The 19328-nt window shown below is 61.5% G+C and carries 14 protein-coding genes and 1 pseudogene; 10 read left to right on the top strand and 5 right to left on the bottom strand.

The window, feature by feature from the left end; translation table 11 throughout:
- From AAC126_RS07465 to AAC126_RS07495, 7 genes and pseudogenes are all read left to right on the top strand, one after another.
- A pseudogene (locus tag AAC126_RS07465) lies at window positions 1–2195 on the top strand (chromosome partitioning protein ParA); the annotation flags it as partial.
- Between the two features lie 181 nt (window positions 2196–2376).
- Complete coding sequence (locus tag AAC126_RS07470) at window positions 2377–2748, top strand: AtpZ/AtpI family protein (RefSeq protein WP_339851687.1); 372 nt, start codon at window positions 2377–2379, stop codon at window positions 2746–2748.
- An 11-nt stretch (window positions 2749–2759) separates the two neighbouring features.
- On the top strand, window positions 2760–3494 hold the full coding sequence (locus AAC126_RS07475) for a F0F1 ATP synthase subunit A (RefSeq protein WP_339851689.1): 735 nt from the start codon (window positions 2760–2762) through the stop codon (window positions 3492–3494).
- A gap of 77 nt (window positions 3495–3571) precedes the next feature.
- Window positions 3572–3796, top strand: coding sequence for an ATP synthase subunit C family protein (locus AAC126_RS07480; RefSeq protein WP_028466437.1), 225 nt, complete (start codon window positions 3572–3574; stop codon window positions 3794–3796).
- 88 nt (window positions 3797–3884) lie between these two features.
- A complete protein-coding gene (locus tag AAC126_RS07485; protein ID WP_339851697.1) occupies window positions 3885–4478 on the top strand; it encodes a F0F1 ATP synthase subunit B' in 594 nt (197 codons plus the stop codon).
- Window positions 4478–4981: a F0F1 ATP synthase subunit B gene (locus AAC126_RS07490; protein ID WP_339851700.1), complete on the top strand. Its 504-nt coding sequence runs from the start codon at window positions 4478–4480 to the stop codon at window positions 4979–4981. The genes AAC126_RS07485 and AAC126_RS07490 overlap by 1 nt, the downstream gene beginning before the upstream one ends.
- Window positions 4982–5233: 252 nt before the next feature.
- Window positions 5234–7078: a methyl-accepting chemotaxis protein gene (locus tag AAC126_RS07495; RefSeq protein ID WP_339851702.1), complete on the top strand. Its 1845-nt coding sequence runs from the start codon at window positions 5234–5236 to the stop codon at window positions 7076–7078.
- Between the two features lie 13 nt (window positions 7079–7091).
- On the opposite strand, the gene AAC126_RS07500 is transcribed toward AAC126_RS07495, so the two are convergent.
- From AAC126_RS07500 to AAC126_RS07520, 5 genes are read right to left on the bottom strand one after another with little or no spacing between them, the layout of a single operon-like run.
- Window positions 7092–9107: a CocE/NonD family hydrolase gene (locus AAC126_RS07500; protein ID WP_339851703.1), complete on the bottom strand. Its 2016-nt coding sequence runs from the start codon at window positions 9105–9107 to the stop codon at window positions 7092–7094.
- Between the two features lie 22 nt (window positions 9108–9129).
- Window positions 9130–10794 carry an ABC transporter ATP-binding protein gene (locus AAC126_RS07505; protein WP_339851706.1) on the bottom strand — a complete coding sequence of 555 codons (1665 nt, stop codon included), beginning with the start codon at window positions 10792–10794 and terminating at the stop codon, window positions 9130–9132.
- Window positions 10791–11618 carry an ABC transporter permease gene (locus tag AAC126_RS07510; RefSeq protein ID WP_339851709.1) on the bottom strand — a complete coding sequence of 276 codons (828 nt, stop codon included), beginning with the start codon at window positions 11616–11618 and terminating at the stop codon, window positions 10791–10793. The genes AAC126_RS07505 and AAC126_RS07510 overlap by 4 nt, the downstream gene beginning before the upstream one ends.
- A gap of 13 nt (window positions 11619–11631) precedes the next feature.
- Window positions 11632–12588 carry an ABC transporter permease gene (locus AAC126_RS07515; protein WP_339851711.1) on the bottom strand — a complete coding sequence of 319 codons (957 nt, stop codon included), beginning with the start codon at window positions 12586–12588 and terminating at the stop codon, window positions 11632–11634.
- Between the two features lie 14 nt (window positions 12589–12602).
- Window positions 12603–14186, bottom strand: coding sequence for an ABC transporter substrate-binding protein (locus AAC126_RS07520; RefSeq protein ID WP_339851713.1), 1584 nt, complete (start codon window positions 14184–14186; stop codon window positions 12603–12605).
- A gap of 236 nt (window positions 14187–14422) precedes the next feature.
- Between AAC126_RS07520 and AAC126_RS07525 the strand changes: the two genes are divergently transcribed.
- The 3 genes from AAC126_RS07525 (at window position 14423) to AAC126_RS07535 (ending at window position 19318) form a co-directional block, all read left to right on the top strand.
- The gene (locus AAC126_RS07525; protein WP_339851716.1) at window positions 14423–16255 is read left to right on the top strand and encodes an ABC transporter transmembrane domain-containing protein; all 1833 of its coding nucleotides are present in this window, start codon (window positions 14423–14425) and stop codon (window positions 16253–16255) included.
- A gap of 207 nt (window positions 16256–16462) precedes the next feature.
- Entirely contained in the window at window positions 16463–17362 is a 900-nt protein-coding gene (locus AAC126_RS07530; protein ID WP_339851718.1) for an NrtA/SsuA/CpmA family ABC transporter substrate-binding protein, read from the top strand.
- A gap of 42 nt (window positions 17363–17404) precedes the next feature.
- Entirely contained in the window at window positions 17405–19318 is a 1914-nt protein-coding gene (locus AAC126_RS07535) for an ATP-binding protein (protein WP_339851720.1), read from the top strand.
- Window positions 19319–19328: the final 10 nt, after the last annotated feature.

A 19328-nucleotide genomic window follows, 5' to 3' on the forward strand; every position in this document is an offset into this window, starting at 1 on the left:
CGGCGGGGCCGGGGGAAGTCGAGGCGGCGGAGCAGGCGGTGACGGCGGCCGAAGCGGCGCTGGAGGCGGCACGTGCGGCGGCAGACGGATCGGAAGCCGCCCGGGAAGCGGCTTCGGAAGCCGAAAGCGCCGCCCGGGAGGCCTTGCAGCAGATCGAAGCCGGGCTGGCGAAACTCACGGCGGAGGCCGGTGCACTCGAGCAATTGCTCTCCGGTGACGGTGAAGACGGGGGGGCAGCGCCGATTCTCGATTCCGTTTCGGCGGAACCCGGCTATGAAACCGCGCTCGGCGCGGCGCTGGGCGACGACCTGACAGCTCCGCTGGCCGAATCGGGCGGCGATCATGTGCGTTACTGGAGCGGGAAGATGGGGGCGGATGCCGCAAGCGCGTTGCCGGCCGGAAACTCACTGCCGGAGAGTGTGGAGCCTCTGGCAAAGCGTGTGACGGGACCGGCCGCATTGGCGCGCCGTCTCGCGGCAACCGGCGTGGTTGTGGATTACGAGAGCGCAAAGGCGCTGCAACCCGCTTTGAAGGATGGCCAGCGTCTGGTCAGCCGGGATGGCGGGCTGTGCCGCTGGGACGGGTTCGTTGTCGCGCCCGGTGCGCCGAGCAGTGCGGCCGTGCGGCTGCAGCAACGCAACCGGCTTGGTGCCCTGCAGTCTGAAATCGCGGTGGTGGAAAAGGACCGGGCCGGAGCGAGCGAGCGATTCGATGCCGCCCGCACTTCCCAGCGCGAAGCCGTGGAGGCCGAGAAGGCCGCGCGCGAAGCCATGCGGGCAGCCTTCACGGAAAGCGAGGTAGCCCGGACCCGGCGCTCCAAGCTGGCGGCTCTGCTGGCCGAGATCGACTCGAAGCTCTCCGCCATCGACGATACCAGGGCGCGGTACGAGGGCGAGATCGAGGAAGCCGAGCGCCAGCGTGTGTCCGCCGAGGCGGCGGAGGTCGAGCTGGACGATGTTGCCACCCTGCGGGCCGAGAGTGCCGCGCTGCGGCAGGAGCTGGCGGAGACCCGCAACGCCCTGGCGGAAGCCCGAAGCGCCCATGATCATCTGGTTCGGGAAGCGGAAGTCCGGCGCACCCGGCTGTCCGCCATCGAAGGCGAACTCCGTTCCTGGTCGGACCGGAACGAACGGGCGGCCTCACGCAAGGAAGAGCTGACCGAGCGGCAGATCGCGGAACGGACGGATATCGCCCGGCTGGACGCGCGCCCGGCGGAAATCGAGACCCAGCGCAAGGCGCTGATCGACCAGATCACCCAGTCCGAGGCCAAGCGGAAGCAGGCGGCGGATGTGTTGAGCGAGGCGGAGATCCGTCAGCGCTCGGCCGATGAGGTGGCGCGTCAGGCGGAGCGGGAACTGGCGGAAGCGCGTGAGACGCACATCCGGGCCGAGGGCGCGCTGGAGCAGATCAATCAGGCGACCAATGCCCTGCGGGAGAGGATTGCCGAGCGCCTGAAATGCCGTCCGGACGAGATTCTGACGAAAGCCGGGATCGATCCCGAGGGCCCGTTGCCGGACGCGGACGAGGTCAGCAACCGGCTGGAACGCCTCACCCGGGAGCGGGATCGGATCGGGGCTGTGAACCTGCGGGCGGAGCAGGAAGTCGAGGAGCTGGAGCAGAGAATCGCCGGGATGGAGAGCGAGCGGGACGATCTGATCCAGGCGATCTCCCGGCTGCGCGGCGCGATCCAGACCCTGAACCGGGAAGGCCGGGAGCGGTTGCTCGAATCCTTCGAGCGGGTGAACGCCCATTTCAAGGATCTGTTCAGCCGGCTGTTCGGTGGCGGGCAGGCGCATCTGAAGATGGTCGAGGATGACGATCCGCTCGATGCCGGGCTGGAAATCATGGCCAGCCCGCCGGGCAAGAAGATGCAGGTCATGTCCCTGCTGTCCGGCGGCGAGCAGGCCTTGACCGCGGTGGCCCTGGTTTTCGCGGCATTCCTGACCAATCCGTCGCCGATCTGCGTGCTCGACGAGGTCGACGCGCCGCTCGACGACACGAACGTGGACCGGTTCTGCACCCTGCTGCAGGAAATCAGCAAGACCACGGGGACCCGGTTTCTGGTCATTACCCACCACCGGCTGACCATGGCGCGGATGGACCGGCTGTTCGGAGTCACCATGGCTGAACGAGGTGTCAGCCAGCTCGTTTCCGTCGATTTGGCGGGCGCGGTGGAGCTTCGCGACGCGGTTTAGAAGAGCTCTTCATCGTCGCAATTGGAAAAATATATATAAATCAACAAATTAAGCGTGTTTTCGCAGTGCGGCTTCCGCCTTGACAGCGAAAGGACCCCTCCGTATGTTTGCGGCGCTTTCGCGGGCCTTGGCTGGCGGAGGTGGGGTACATCAACTGGCTTCGGCCAATCGGGCTCGCTTCATGACAGGTGACAAGCCTAGCGATCCTCCCTCACTCGACGATCTGGACACCAGATTAAGGCGAGCGCGTGGCGAGGATAAAAATGAAGGTGGTCCGAAAGGCAGTCGCGGTTCCATGGCTTCCGAAGGTCTCGGAATGGCGATGCGGATCGGGGTGGAGCTGGTTGCCGGAGTCGGTGTTGGCGCCGGTATCGGGTACTTCTTGGACAGATGGCTTGGGACCGGTCCCTGGCTGCTCATCCTGTTCTTCTTTCTGGGCGCTGCCGGCGGCATGATGAATGTCTACCGCGCCGCGACGGGAGAAGGATTGCAGATGGGTTACCGCCGGTCTCCGACAGACAAACGGCCCGATGATCGGGCCGGTGACGAATAGGGGAACGAGTCGTGGCATCACCGGTCGCACAGTTTGAGCTGAAATCTTACGGCCCCCAGATCGAGGTCGGCGGGATTGATCTCTCCTTCACCAATTCCGCGGCCATGATGGTCGTCGCGATTGTCGGCATTGTCGGATTCCTGACCCTGTCGATGAGCAGCCGGAAGTTGGTGCCGGGTCGCTGGCAGCTGATGGCCGAGCTCTCCTACGAATTCGTCGCCAACATGGTGAAAGAGAATGTCGGCAGCGAGGGACGCAAGTACTTCCCCTTCATTTTCTCCCTCTTCATGTTCATCCTGGCCTGTAACCTGTTCGGCATGATCCCGTTCCCCGGCATTCACTACACGCCGACGAGCCAGATCATCGTGACTTTTGCCATGGCATTCGTTGTGTTCATCGGCGTGACGCTGATCGCGCTGGCACGCCATGGCCTGAAATTCTTCACCTTCTTCTTCCCGTCCGGCGCGCCTGTCTACATGGCGCCGCTGTTGATCCCGATCGAGGTGATTTCCTATTTCGTGCGTCCGGTCAGCCTTTCTGTTCGTCTGTTCGCGAACATGATGGCCGGCCACACGATGCTGAAGGTGTTCGGCGGCTTTGTCGTCGCTCTCGGTGTCTTTGGGGTTGCGCCCCTTGCCTTGATTGTGGCACTGACCGCCTTCGAAATCCTGGTGGCGGTGCTCCAGGCCTATGTTTTCACCATTCTCACCTGCCTCTACCTGCACGATGCGATCCATCTGCACTGAGGCCTGAGGGAACCAGAAACCGGGCCGGATCTCCGGCCTGATATGTGCACTACCTGATCCAAAGGAAGGATTTGAACATGGACGTTGAAGCCGCGAAGATGATTGGCGCCGGTATCGCTGTTATTGCCCTTATGGGTGTCGGCGTTGGTATCGGAAATATCTTCTCCACCCTCGTTGCTTCCATCGCCCGCAACCCGGCGGCGCGTAGCGAAGTCTTCGGCATCGGCATTCTGGGCTTCGCCCTGACCGAAGCCGTGGCGCTCTTCGCGCTGCTGATCGCGTTCCTGATCCTGTTCTCCTAAGACCGGTTTGAGTGAGAGCCGCTGGCCGCGGATGCGGTGCGGCTCTCTCCGGTTTAACGAGAATCCTGGAACGGAATTGGACAGCGGTATGAAGCGCTTGCTCAGATTTTCGGCTGTGCTCGGTGGCACCAGCGCCCTTGCGCTGATTGCCAATGGAGCCATGGCTGCCAGCGAAAGTGGCGGCGGCGGTACCTTGCCGCAGCTCGATGTCGGCACGTTTCCGACCCAGATCTTCTGGCTCTTTGTCACGTTCATCGTGCTCTATATCGCGATGTCAAAGATTGCCATCCCGCGCATCGAGTATGTGCTGGAAGAACGGCATAGCCGGATTGCCGAGGATCTCGACAAGGCAGGGAAGCTCAAGGCGGATGCCGAAGAGGTTCAGGCCAACTACGAGAAAGCTCTGGCGGATGCCCGTGGCTCTGCCCAGAAGCTGATCGGCAAGACCAAGGACGAAGCTGCCGGCAAGAATGCGAAAGCAGAGGCGGAAGCCGATGCTGTCGCAGCCAAGCAGGTCAAGGAAGCCGAGGCCCGGATCGATGAAGCCCGCACCGAAGCTCTCGCGAACGTCAAGGACGTGGTGAGTGAGGTTGCTGGTGATGCGGTTGCCAAGCTGATTGGTGTCAAGGTGACCAAGACCGACCTCAAGAAGGCGGTTGCACTGGCCATGGAGACGAAGTGATGGAACATGATCCGACATTACTGGGCCTGGGTGCTTCAGGCTGGGTCGCTGTTGCCTTTATCATCTTCGTTATTGCCGCGATCAAGCCGGTCGTCTCGAAGGTCGGCGGCATGCTGGACGTTAAGTCCGCGGCCATCGGTGCCCAGCTGAAGGAAGCTGAAGCCCTGCGCGAAGAAGCACAGGCTGCTCTGGCGAACTATCAGCGCCTTCAGCGTGATGCGCTCAAGGAAGCCGAAGACATTGTTGCTCACGCCAAGGAAGAGGCTGCCCGTATCCGCAAGGACGCGAAGCAGCATCTGACGGAAACGCTGAAACGCCGTGAAGAACAGGCCGCCGAGAAAATCGCGCGCGCTGAAGCTCAGGCTCTTCAGGATGTTCGCAATCAGGCCGTCGAACTGGCAATGGTGGCGACCGGTAATCTGCTGGCCGAAAAGATGACGGCCGAGGTCAACGACAAGATCGTCAAGAACGCGGTCGCTGATCTTCCGGCCCGGCTTCAGTAGAACCCGGATCGCTTAAACGAACATAAAACGTTTCGAAAGACCCCGCTCCGGCGGGGTTTTTTGTTGTCAAATTTATGTAAATTAGCCGGGAATTGGCTGCTCTTTACATCAAACCGTCATTTGCTCTCGGTAGCAGCCGGAATTAACTCTCAAACGTTCATAACGCTGTGGCGGCCTGGTCCGTCATAACCCGTCTTCAGGCCCGGATGCCTGTTGCAGGTGTGGAACCCGTTACAAGCGCAAGAGAGTGTGATGTCGGACATTGCCTTCGAACAGCAGGATGTCGGGATGGAGACGGAGCCGCGCGAGTCCTCCTCGAGTCTCGGCTCCCGTATCAGCACGAAGCTGGTTCTGTCGGCCGCCGTGATGACGGCTCTGGTCTTCGCCGGATTTCTGGCCGCTATCTATATCGTCGTGTCGATGGTCGCCGAGAGAGAGGACCAGCGGGCGGCCTTGCTCCGGGCGATGAATCAGGACCTCCGGTCGCAGGTGATGATCCTGCAGCAGAACTATTTCCAGATCCCGCAAAGGCTTGAAGTAAACCCGTCGGCGGAACTGAAGAGCTGGGCCACCAAGAATGGCGCGACGGAGGTTCTGCATGCGGGCCGCGATGCCATCGTTGCCCGATACAAAAAACGCAAACAGCGCCGTGATCTCCAGAAGGAAGCGAAGTTCGTTGTCGAGGATGTGGATGGCGGCGCCGCTATCTCCTTCGGCGTGTTCGAAGGGGGCGAATACAGTGAAGCGGTGACCGAGCTGATCATCCCCGGTGTAAATGCCGACGCGGCCAACGGGAAGATCGCCGACCTCTTCAACGCGGCCAGCCTCGAGCAACGGCTGGCAATCGTGAAAGGGGAGCTGGCGGACGAAGCACTGGCGGCGGAGCAAATCCGCAACGCGATCGTGCAGGAGAATGAAAAGATCCTGGCCAAGGAAGACGAGTTGCAGGTTTTTGCCGCGCAGGCCCGGGGATTGCTGGCGATCATGGCCGCTGCCGGCACCTTGCTGGCCATTGCCGCCGCCTATGCGTCAAGCCGGATCATCGTCACCCGGCCGCTTGAGCGGGTGACGCAAGCGATCAGGGCCGTGTCTGCAATGGAGCCGGTGACGGTCCCCTATCTTGAGCGCAAGGATGAGATCGGCACGATCGCGCGCCGTGTCGGGCAGTTCCAGTCGGTGCTGGATGAGAACGCCCTGTTGCAGGAGCGTACAAGTGCGGCACATGATGCGCAGGCGCAGGAAGTCGAGCGCCGCGAGCTGATCCTGAAATCCTTCGAGAAGGAGATCGGGCAGATCCTCGCCGAGGTCGCGGACGCAACACAGCGAATGGAAGACGTTACCCGGACGATGAAGGATTCGGTTTCCGGCGCCGCCGGAAGCGCGGAGAAAGCCCGCTCGGCATCAGGCACGGCGGCGGCCGGTGCGGGCGGTGTATCTGATGCGGCGGCTTCTCTCGACCGCTCCATATCGGATCTCGGGCTTGTTATCCGTGCTGCTGCTGAATCCTCCGCCCTGGCCTCCCAGCGGGCGGAGAGCACGACCGCGACCGTGGGGCAGCTGACGGCACTGGCAGGCGAGGTCGGCGGTTTCGCCGATATCATCAGCTCGGTTGCCCATCAGACGAACCTGCTGGCCATGAACGCGACAATCGAGGCGGCACGGGCCGGTGAGATGGGGCGCGGCTTCGCGGTGGTTGCCGGCGAGGTGAAATCGCTCGCCGGGCAAACCGAAGATGCGGCTTTGCAGATTTCGCGTCAGGTTGCCGAAATGCGGTCCGTCATCGACGCCGCGGTGTCCGCCATCGGCGAGGCAATCGAAAGCGTCGCCTCGATTGACCGCAATACCCAGGATGCGGTTTCCGCCATGACGGCGCAAACGCAGGCAACCCGTGAGATCGCGAGCAGTGCCGACAGCGCGGCGGCGGCAAGCAACGAGGTCAATTCCGGCATTGCCAGTCTCGCCCAGGCGACGGTGCAGAGCGAGGACGCGGCGCGGGAGGTCGATGCGACGGCCGATGCCATGAGTGCCCTCAGCCGCCGCCTCCGCATGCTCAGTACGAGTTTCTTCCAGGATATCCGGGTTGCGCCCGCCGAGTAGGCGAGCGCCAGGATCAGAGCATGTTGCGGGGGATCGATTCTTCGAAATCCTTATCGAAGATCAACTTACCCGACTCGTATGCCTCGATCCGGCCGGTGACATGGAAATGGGTCGCATCACCGGTCAGCGTGCAATAGGTCTCCGTGCTGACGTTCCAGTCGCCTCGGGAGAGGCCCTGGCTCCAGTGGGTCTCCATCCGCGCGCTGAGCGGGTCGCCGGGCTGGATTGAGTAGGTCTCCCGCGCGACATGGTCGGTCGTCAGGTCGATCTCTACAATCCGGTCAGAGCCGAAATCGTCCAGGATCGAAATGCTCTGACGGCCTGTTTCCGCGTCGGTCGTGATCGTCCGCGTGTTCGTTGCAGGCCGGAGGATATCCTTCTGCAGCGGAGGAGCCGCCTCTGCTGCGGCAAAGGGCTCATAGGGGGCATCGGTGCCGTCCGTGGGGCGCAGGGGCAGGGAGAGGTTGCTGCTGCCTTCCTGGAGGGTTATTGTCGCGGCTTCCGGTGCAGGCCAGATCATCGGCCAGTAGTTGGTCGACAGGGCGATCCGTACCCGGTGGCCCGGAGGCACGGCATAGGCGATATCGTCCAGCCGGAGAGACACGCGATAGCGTTCGCCCGGTGAAAGCGATTCCGGATGCTCGTGGCTGTCCCTGTGGGTCAGGTTCAGCACGCCGTAGGTGATCCGGGTCGCCGATCCGTCCGGCGCGATGTCGTTCAGCCGGGCGATCAGATGGGCGACCGGCTTGTCCGACGAGATTTCCAGATCGAGTATGGGCGCGCCGAGAATTTCTATCCGGCCGTCCAGCGGCGCGGTCTCGAAACAGACGGAGCCCGCATCGTCTACCCGCTGATCCGTCGGCCCTTCGGGGCCAAGCCAGATCATGCAGTATTCCCCGCCAGCCTGCCCGACAGTCTCCGGCGAGCGGATCAGGGTTTCTGATGTGCCGCCAGCTGTGTCCTTCAGGCGGCCGTCTTGCAGATAGAAGCGCGTGGCCTCCACGTTAGGGCTGGGCCAGCTCTGCTCGCCGAGCCAGCGTCCGTCGCGGGTCTCGTAGGCGGCTTTCGGCGGCACGGAGTTCTGCATATAGACCCGGAAGGCCGGGTCCTGTTCGACGCCACGATCGATTCCCTTCAGCCAGTGATCCCACCAGCGCAGGCATTCCTGCAGGAAGCCGATGGCCGGGCCGGGAACGGCGAAATGCGGATACTTGTGTAACCAGGGCCCGACAATACCGCGCACGAAGCCCGGCAGGTTTTCCAGCATGCGCGGCACCGCGTTGCTGTAGGCATCGGACCAGCCGCCGACGGCCAGTACCGGGACGGTCATGCGGGAATAATCCTCGCAGACCGAGCCATGTTTCCAGAATGCGTCGCGGGTCTGGTGGTGCAGCCAGTTGGCGATCAGCAATGGTTCGGCCTCAAGCCGTTTCAGCCAGGTCTCGCGCCAGCTCTCGCCGACCAGCGCCGGGTCCGGCGGCCGCGAGGAATAGGACAGCATGGTCGAGGACCAGCCCATATTCTCGTTCAGCATCGCCCCGCCCTTGTAGTGGATGTCGTCCGCATAGCGGTCATCCGTGGAGCAGATGGTGATCACGGCCTTCAGGGCTTCGGGCTGGCGATAGGCGACCTGCAATCCGTTGAAGCCGCCCCAGGAGATGCCGATCATGCCGACGGCGCCGGAGCACCAGGGCTGGCTGGTGATCCAGTCGATCACCTCCAGCGCGTCGTCCTGTTCCTGCGCCAGATATTCGTCTTCCATGATGCCGTCGGACTCACCATTGCCACGCATGTCGACGCGGATGGCGGCATAGCCATGGCCGGCGAAATAGGGATGGGTCAGGGCATCGCGGACAGAGGTTCCGTCCCGCTTGCGGTAGGGGAGATATTCGAGGATCGCCGGGACCGGGGCATTCTCGGCCCCTTCCGGAAGCCAGATCCGCGCGGCCACGCGGCAGCCGTCACTGAGGGTAATCCAGCAGTTTTCGATTTCCCGCACGGCATGCGGAAATTGTCCGACAGTTTGCATTGAGGCTCCAGGCGCCTTCGGTTTAGTGGTCTGCGGCTTTCAGAACCCGGCCCTGTTTCGCCAGCTCGGCCCGTTCGGCCAGCAGGTTGTCGAGCCAGTCCGGATCCATCTCCGGCACGGAGGACAGCAGCAGGTCGGTATAATCATGGTGCGGCGGCTTGAACATTTCCGTCTTCGAGCCGTGCTCCACGACCTCACCCTGCAGCATCACCACAACCTCGTCCGCGATGGCGCGCACCGTCGCAAGGTCATGGGTGATGAACATGTAGGACAGGTCGAGCTCATCCTGCAGGCGTTGCAGCAGTTTCAGGATCTCTTCGGCGACAAGCTGGTCGAGCGCTGAGGTGACCTCGTCGCAGATGATCAGCTGCGGCTCGGCCGCAAGCGCGCGGGCGATGCAGATGCGCTGCTTCTGGCCGCCGGAAAGTTCCGTCGACAGCCGGTCGATATAGTCGTCCGGCTCCAGCTCGATCAGGGACAGCAGCTCGCGCACCCGGTCTTCCAGTTGCTTGCCGCTCAGCCCGAGATAGAAGGCGACCGGCCGGCCGATGATGTCCCGGATGCGCTGGCGTGGATTAAGCGCCGTGTCCGGCATCTGGTAGATCATCTGCATGCGGCGGAGCTGGCTCTTGTCGCGCTGCTTGTAGCTGAGAGGCAGGATCTCGCCATTATAGCTGACACTGCCGGACGAGGCCGGCAACAGACCGGTGATGACCCGGGCAAGCGTGCTCTTGCCGGAGCCCGATTCCCCGACAACCGCAACCGTCCGCTTCTTGTGAATATCGACGGACACGCCATGCAGGACCGGCACGTCGCCATAGCTTGCCGTGACGTTGTCGACCCGGAGCAGTGGCTCTTCACCGACCGGGTTGGCCATCTCCTCGCTCTTGAAGCTGCGCACGGCCAGAAGGTTCTGCGTATAGGCTTCCTTCGGGTCGGCCAGCATGGAGCGGGTTTCGCCTTCCTCGACTAGATTGCCGTGCCGCAGCACCATGATCCGGTCCGCCATCTGGGCGACGACGGCGAGATCGTGGGTGATGTAGATGGCGGCCGTATCGAAGGCCTCGACGGCATCGCGGATCGCGGCCAGGACCTCGATCTGGGTGGTCACATCGAGCGCGGTTGTCGGCTCGTCGAAGATGATCAGGTCCGGTTTGCAGGACATCGCCATGGCGGTCATGGCGCGCTGTAGCTGGCCGCCCGAGACCTGGTGCGGATAGCGCAGACCGATGCCATCCGGATCGGGCAGTTGCAACCGGGCGAAAAGCTCGCGGGCTTCTTCCTGAGAGGTGGACTTGTCCGAGAGGCCATGCTGCACCGGTGCTTCGGTGAACTGGTCGATCAACCGGTGCGCCGGGTTAAAGGCGGCTGCCGCACTCTGCGCGACATAGGCGATGCGGGATCCCCAGATATGCCGCTTTTCGGATTCCTCCATCGCAGCCAGATCCATGCCGTCGAACTGGATCTCGCCGCCGGTGATCCGGCAGCCGTCCCGGGCGTAGCCCATGGCGGCGAGGCCGATTGTGGATTTACCGGCCCCGGATTCGCCGATCAGGCCGAGAACCTCGCCCTTGCGCAGGTCGAGATCGACCCCGTGCACGATTTCCTGCCAGCTATCGCCGCTCATGCCCTCGATACGCAATCCGCGGATACGAAGGAGAATGTTTTGGTCGCTTTGCTCGCTCATTCTTTCAATCCGCTTGCCTTGTGAAGGAACCAGTCGACGACGAAATTCACGGCGACAGTCAGCAGCGCAATGGCCGCTGCCGGCACCAGAGGGGTGATGTCGCCGAAGGTCATGAGGGTGGCGTTGTCACGCACCATGCTGCCCCAGTCGGCTGTCGGCGGCTGAATGCCGAGGCCAAGGAAGCTGAGGGCGCTGATGAAGAGGAACACGAAGCAGAAGCGCAGGCCGAATTCCGCCACCAGCGGGGGCAGGGCATTCGGCAGCACTTCGCGGCTCATGATCCACCACAGACCTTCACCGCGCAGACGGGCCGCCTCGACGTAATCCATGACCACGACACCCATCGCCACCGCGCGGGCCAGACGGAACACACGGGTCGATTCAAGGACGGCGATGACCAGCACCATGTTGACGATCGAGGTGCCGACGATGGTGAGGACGAGGAGGCCGAAGATCAGGGCCGGGATCGCCATCAGCACATCGACGATGCGCGAGAGCAACTGGTCGACCCAGCCTGAAATGGCCGCCGCAAGAAAGCCCATCACGGAGCCCAGTGCGAAGGCGAGGCCGGTTGTCAGGAAGGCGATACCGATGGTGTTTCGCGCGCCGTAGATCAGCCGGGTCAGCATGTCCCGGCCGAGACTGTCGGTGCCGAGAATGAATTCCTCGCCCCAGAGCTCGAATTCCGCGCCGACGATTTCCGTTTCGCCATAAGGCGTCAGCACCGGTGCGAAGATGGCGACGAAGGCGTAGCCAAGAATGACGACAATGCCGAACTTGGCGCTCCATGGTGCGCCAGACAGCAGTTTGAGGGTGGCGTTCATTGGACTTCCTCCCTCAACGCGGATGCAACAGGCGCGGGTTTGTCAGGATCGACAAGATATCCGCGAGCAGGTTGAGCAAAACGTATGTGCCGGCAAAGATCATGGCGGATGCCTGCACCACGGGCAGGTCGCGCTTCGAGACCGAGTCGACCATGAGCTGGCCGAGACCCGGATAGACGAACACCACCTCGACCACGACCACGCCGACAATCAGATAGGCGAGGTTGATCACGACGACATTGATGATCGGCGCGAGCGCGTTCGGCAGGGCGTGCTTGACGATGACCCGTGCCCGGCTGAGGCCCTTCAAGTTTGCCATCTCGATATAGGGGCTGGCGAGCAGGTTGATGATTGCCGCACGTGTCATCCGCATCATGTGCGCGACAACGACGAGGGTGAGTGTCAGGGCGGGCAGCAGGACCTTGTAGACCTTTTCCCAGAAGGGGGTCGTATCGCTGATATTGGCGATGGAGGGGAAGATCGGGAAGGTCACTGAAAGCAGGAAGATCAGGATGTATGCGACAAAGAATTCAGGAAACGAAATGGAGCTCAGTGTCACCACGTTGACCGCGCGATCGTAGAAGGAATGGCGGTACAGCGCGGCCAGGACCCCGAGCGTCAGAGCGAGCGGTACGGATATCGCGGCAGCGGTAACGGCAAGGAACAGCGTGTTGCCGAAGCGCAGGCCGATCAGCTCGGATATCTCGCGCTTGTTGGCAAGGGAGCGGCCCATATCGCCCTGGAGCATGCCCCAGAGCCAGTCGAAATACCGGATATGTGCGGGGACATCGAGGCCGAGTTCAGCGCGGAACGCGGCAACGGTCTCGGGTGTGGCGCTCTGGCCGAGAATTTCTTCCGCGATATCGCCTGGAAGAAGCTCGATTCCGAGAAAAATAATGAGCGAAACAATAAAAAGCGTAAGGAAGCCCAGCGCAAAGCGCTGGGCAACCATTTTCAGGATTTGTGTCATGCGGGTGACCTCCTTCAGGCGAAGGACCACCGTTCCGCAAATTTACAGCCGTCGATTTCCCAGTTACCGGCCATCTGCTCGGACGGCACGATCTTGTCGGATGCGGCGAACACATAGTTGGCGAACATCGGGACGACAACGCCACCGTCATTGCTGACGATTTCCTGCATCTCGTAATACATGGTCCGGCGCTTGTCGCTGTCGAGCTCGGCGCGGGCCGCGAGGAGCAGCTCGTTGAACCGGTCATGTTTCCAGAACGTGTCGTTCCAGTCCGCGCCGGCGGCATAAGCCGTGGTGAACATCCAGTCTTCGGTCGGACGGCCGCCCCAATAGCAGGCGCACCAGCCCTTTTTCATCCAGACGTTCGACCAGTAGCCGTCATTCGGCTCGCGCACGACTTCGATATCGATGCCTGCCTTGGCCGCATGCTCCTTGTAGAGCACGGCAGCGTCGACGGCGCCCGGGAAAGCCGCGTCGGCGGCGGAAAGCTGGATCGTCGTGCCTTCCATGCCGGCTTTCTTGAAGTGGAACTTCGCCTTGTCCGGATCGTACATCCGCTGGGCAAGATCGCCCGCGTGATACTGGTTGGTCGGGCTGATCGGGTGGTCGTTACCGACAACGCCGTGGCCACGCAGGATCTTCTTCACCAGCTCTTCACGGTCGAGGGAATATTTCAGCGCCAGACGCAGGTCGTTCTTGTCGAAAGGCGCCGTGTCGGTTCGCATCGGCATGGTGTAGTGCTTGTAGCCCACCGTCTCCATGACATTGATGCCCTTCGACCGCTTCAGAAGGTGCACCGTCTTCAGGTCAGCCCGGTCCATCATGTCGATTTCACCGGTGGTCAGAGCGTTCTGACGGGCGGCGAGGTCGATGATGGTGATCAGCTCGACGGAGTCGAAATGGCCACGGTCGGACTTGAAGTAGTTCTTGTTCTTGGTCGCTTTCATCCGCACGCCCGGCTCGTAGCTCTCGAGCACGTACGGGCCGGTGCCGATGCCTTCGGTCGGGTCGATCTTGCCGTTCTTGGCCGGCTTGATGGCGATATGATAATCGCTGATCACATACGGGAAGTCGGCGTTGCCGGCCTTGAGTTCGATGATGACTTCATTCTTGCCATCGGACTTCATCGACGCGACCTGCGTCAGCAGGGATTTCGCCGCGGACTTGGTGTCTTCGCCCATGTGATATTCGATGGAGGCGATCACGTCGGAGGCTTCAAGGGTCTTGCCGTTGTGGAATTCGACATCCTTGCGCAGCTTGAAGGACCAGACCTTGGCGTCCGGGGAGGCTTCCCAGCTTTCCGCCAGTTCCGGCTGCACGGCGCCGGTGTGGTCGACTTCGCCGAGATGATTGAACAGGGTGTAGTCGAGGGACAGCGAGAAGCCGTTTTCCCAGGTCGCCGGATCGAGCGAATCAGTGGTCGAACCGTGCGCAATACCGGCCCGCAAATGGCCGCCCTTTTTGGCTGCGTAGGCTTTTTTACCCAGCAATGTTGAAGTGGATGCGGCTGTTACGCCGAGTGCTGCGGTGCCGCCAAGAAAACCTCGACGGGAAACGCCGGCACCCAGTGCTGACGCGAGCTTGTTGTTCGATTTCATTAGAGCCTCCTGTTTTGCCAAACCTGTGCGCCGATTATTATTCTTGCTTTGTTAGGCGCTTATCCGATTGATCGGATGAACTTGAATACGGTGACGCAATAGTACGGGATACCGAATTTAAATCAACATGGTCCGGTGGGGATTGTGGGCGCTGGCGTGATTTACGCCCTGCAAATCGGTGGCGATCAGGTGGTGCCATGCTATATGCAGGGCGCGTCTTACATGGATTGAACTGAATGGCCAAAAAATCGGACCGGACAAAAATCAGGATCACGGATGAAGCCAGTCTGTCGCTGCTGCGGCGCGTGGTTCGGGATCTTGTCAGGCCTTATACGGGACGATTGATCCTCGCGGTCATCTGCATGGTGCTGGTCGCCGGCGCGACCGCCGCATCGGCCTGGCTGATGGACCCGATGGTGAACAAGATTTTCATCGAAAAGGATCTGTCGGTGCTCTGGCTGGTCGCCGGTGCCGTGGTTGCGACCTTCTTCGTAAAGAGCGTTGCGACCTATGTGCAGGAAGTGCTCGTCGGCTATGTCGGCCAGCGTGTGGTCGCGGATACCCAGGCCCGGCTCTACCGGCATCTGATCCATCTCGATCTCGGCCTGTTCCAGGACCGGCACAGCGGCACTCTGATCTCGCATTTCACGTTCGATATCAATGCGATGCGCAATGCGGTGGCGAATGCTCTGGTCGGGCTTGGACGGGATACACTCTCCGTCATTTTCCTGGTCGCGGTGATGTTTTATCAGGAGTGGATGCTGGCCTGCATCACCTTCATCGTCGCTCCGCTCTCGGCCTATCCGATCCGGCAGCTCGGCAAGCGGATGCGCCGGGTCTCGGCCGACACGCAGATGGAAATGGGCGCGATGACCACCCTGCTGACCCAGGGATTCCAGGGCATCCGGATGATCAAGTCCTTTGGTCTGGAGGAGAATGAGACCGGCCGGATTCAGGGACTGGTGGAACGGATCTTCCGGCTGAATTACCGGGGTGTCCGGGTCAAGGCAGCTCCGCAGCCGATCATTGACTTTCTCGGCGGGGTCGCCGTGGCGGCGGTGATCGCCTATGGCGGCGCGCGGGTGATCGAGGGGCACACGTCCCCGGGCGCCTTTTTCTCGTTCATTGCGGCGACCCTGATGGCCTATCAGCCGCTGCGGGCGCTGGGCAAGATCAACACCAATCTCCAGGAAGGGCTCGCAGCCGCCCAGAGGATTTTCGCGCTGCTTGATCAGGAGCCGAGGATCAAGAACGCGCCGGGGGCCAGGCCACTGCCCCGGGCCGCCGGAGCGGTAAAGTTCGACGCCGTCCGGTTTACCTATGGCGCGGCGGCACCGGTTGAAGGCGGTGTGACGCCGGATGCGGCCCTCAATGGCGTCAGTTTCGAGGCGCCGGCCGGCAAGGTCACGGCGCTGGTGGGGCCTTCGGGCGCGGGCAAGAGCACGGTCTTGTCGATGATCCCCCGCTTCTACGATCCGGCGGGCGGAAGCGTCATGGTCAACGGGCTCGATATCCGGACCGTGACCATCGACAGTGTCCGCGAAGCGCTTGCCATCGTCAGCCAGGACGTCGTGCTGTTCGACGATTCCGTCATCAACAATATCCGTTTTGGGCGGCTCGGCGCGAGCGATGAGGAAGTGCGGGCCGCGGCCCGTGCGGCGGCGGCGGATGATTTCATCATGGCTTTGCCGAACGGTTATGAAACCGTGATCGGCGAGCAGGGCACGAAGCTCTCCGGCGGGCAGCGTCAGCGGCTTGCGATTGCCAGGGCCATCCTGAAGGATGCGCCGATCCTGCTGCTGGACGAGGCCACCAGCGCGCTGGATACCGAGTCCGAGCGGCAGATCCAGAATGCGCTGAAGGTCTTGATGAAGGGGCGGACAACCATCGTCATTGCCCACCGGCTTTCGACCATCCAGCACGCGGACGTGATCCATGTCTTCGATGGCGGGCGCGTGGTCGAAAGCGGGACCCACGATGCACTCATCGGTGATGCCGGTCTCTATGCGCATCTGCACGCACTGCAATTCGGGCCGGGCGATGTGGCGCAGAAAGAAAGCCCTGTCTAGCCGGACTGGTGTTTCGGAAATTTAACGAATTTTTAGCTGTATTTACCCCAGTGTGGGTCAATTGATCGTTGGTCAGTTGATCATTGCACAGCGTTGGCTGTTTGCGGGCGCTGTCAATTTACAAGGGGATCAAGAATGAGACGCCTATGCCTCATTTTGTTTCCGGCGCTTGTTTTCATTCTTGCTGTTGGCGGCCGGACATACTCAGTGCACGCAGCCCAACCGGTTATCGGAGCCACGAAAACCGCGATACTGTTCTGGCTCGCCGATGAGCTCGGCTATATCGAATCTGCGGGTTTCGAAGCCAGGATGTATCAGTCAGGAACCCTGACGACCCGGGATCTCGTGGAGGGCAAGATCCAGTTCGCGACCGGATCGCACGTGTCCTTCGTGGCGAACGCCCTGAAATCTCCCGATCTGCGCATCGTCAGCACGCTCTCCACGTCCCGGACGGCCAAGCTCGTCGGACGCAGGGATCAGGTGGATCAGAGCGTGGCATCCCTTGCCGGGAAAAAAGTCGGAATCACGCGGTCCAGTATCGGCGAATATTTTCTTGCGAGTTTTCTCGCCCTTAACGGCATGCGTCTGTCCGACCTCAATATTGTTGATCTGAAGCCGGGCGATATCGTTACGGGGCTTGCAAACGGAGATCTGGCCGCCGGGCTGACATGGGAGCCGTATGTCTATCAGGCACGGGAAGCTCTCGGCGATCTGGCTCTCGGTTATCCCGGGCAGGAGGGGCAGTATTATTATTTCCTGCTGGTTGGCCGCGATGACTGGCTGTCCGGGAACAGTGCCAAGACGGCCGAACTCATGCGGGCCCTTCTGAAGGCGGAGGCGTTCGCGCAGAGCAATCCGGATGAGGCCAAGAAAATGATCACGAAGAAGTACGGGCTGGACCCGGCATTCGTTGACTATCTGTGGCCGGAACACAGCCTTACAGTCGAGTTGCCCCAGGATCTGGTGCGGCTGATGGAAGAGGCTGTGGTCTGGCGCGCCGAGGCGCAAGGCGGAACGCCGGATGGCGGATTACCAAACATGCTTGGCTTCCTGCATAGCGCGCCTCTGCGTTCTGTCTCTCCGGAAGCTGTCGGGGTCTTCGAGTGACCTGGACGCGCAGATCCTGGGCATGCAGATAGAGACGCTCAGATGATCCGGAGACAGTCTCTTATCGCCATAGTGGTTTCGATGTTCCTGCTGACATTGGCAGGAGCGGTGGCTGTATGGTCATTTCTCGCAATTCACCGGACGTCCGAGCAGCTTGGCGAAATCTCCGAGCTTGAGCAGTCGGTGCTTGCCCTGAAGGATATTGTGGGAGAGTACGACCGCCGGTTTGATGACAGGTTCGCGCATCAATGGAACGCTATAGAAGGTAAAGCCGAGTCGTTCGTGAGCAGTCTGGACGAGGGTGATCTGTTCAATGCCGGTGTGCATTCGGAGCTTACGCGGCGGCTTCAACAGATGAGCGCCTTTTTCCAGCGCTTGCGGGCATTGACCGGAACACATGACGCCGACCATTCAGCGCGCGCCCACATTCGAAGCCGGATCAACAGCAACGCCGATGCCATCATCGGGCGGATGGAGAAGAACAAGCGCTTGCTCCGCTCCGAACAGGGAACGGCGGAAATCGCGACTTTCTCCGCCGTGCTGTTTTGCATCGTTATCGCCGCCGGCAATATCGGTCTTTTCTATGGCTGGATCATGCTTCCGATCCTCTCCGCCTTCGAGGCGCTGCGGGAAGAGGCGGGCCGGATCGGTAAAGGTGACCTGCAGGCTCCCGTCGTCATTCCCAAAGGTGGCGAGATCGGGCTGCTGTTCCAGTCTCTCGATGGCATGCGCGCGGCTCTGGAAGAGTTGACCCGGGACCTTGAGACGAAACGCGCGGATGCCGAAGCCGCGGCCAAGGCCAAAACAGAGTTCCTCGCCAATATGAGCCATGAGCTCCGCACGCCTCTCAATGCCGTTATCGGTTACGCGGACCTGTTGCTGGATCTGGATGGCAGGAATGATGCGGTTGAAAAGCACCAGGCATATGTCCGGGGGATCAGCGGGTCGAGCCGGCATCTTCTGGCCCTGATCAATGACGTTCTCGATTTCGCCAAGATAGATTCGGACAAGCTCACTATCAGTCTGGAGCGGTTTGATTTCCGTTCCGAAATCGAGAGTCTGGACTCCGCCTTTCACGATAAGGCACTGGAGAACAAGGTCAGGCTCGTCATCGACAGTGAAAATGCACCGCGCCTGATCGAAAGCGACCAGATGCGGGTGCGCCAGATTCTCTACAATCTGGTGGGCAACGCGGTGAAATTCACCCAAGACGGTGCCGTCCGGATATCCGTCACCAGGGAAAAGCGCGACGGGCGCCGGATCTTGCTCGGCATTCAGGTCGAGGATGAGGGGATCGGGGTTGAGCCGGAACGTCTGGCACAGATTTTCAGTCCCTTCGATCAGGCGGACAATTCGATTTCACGCCGTTTCGGCGGGACGGGGTTGGGGCTTCCGATTACCAAAAGCCTTGCGGAAGCGCTGGGCGGCGGCGTGTCCGTCACCAGCGAGCCCGGAAAAGGCTCCCGGTTTATCGCAACGATCGAGGTCGAGGATTATTCGGATCTCTTGGAGGAGGCGCCCGCAGGTGCCGAGGCAGAGCCCGCGGAAAGTGCGGCTGCATATGGCTTTCATGTTCTGGTGGCCGATGACGCGATGATCAATCGTGAAGTCGTCAGCGAGCTTCTGAAGCGCTTCGGATGCACGGTGGAGCTTGCCGAGAATGGCGCCGAGGCCGTGGAGAAGGCGCAAGCCGGTCCCTATGACCTGATCATGCTCGATGTGCATATGCCGGTGATGGACGGTGTGGAAGCGGCCCGGCAGATCCGTGCACAGGATGTGGCGCGGGACAAGCCCGCCCGCATCTTTGCCTGGACTGCGGATGTGCTGCAGCCCGGATCGCTCAAGGTCGGGCCGGGAGGGTGGAATGGCGTCGTCTTGAAGCCAGTCTCGAAGGACGACCTGGAAACGCTTCTGGTGACAGTCGCCAGGGATATGCAGGGGGACATGCAGGCTTAGCGTGGCGTCG

This window comes from uncultured Nisaea sp., assembly GCF_963974195.1.
Classification (GTDB): domain Bacteria; phylum Pseudomonadota; class Alphaproteobacteria; order Thalassobaculales; family Thalassobaculaceae; genus Nisaea.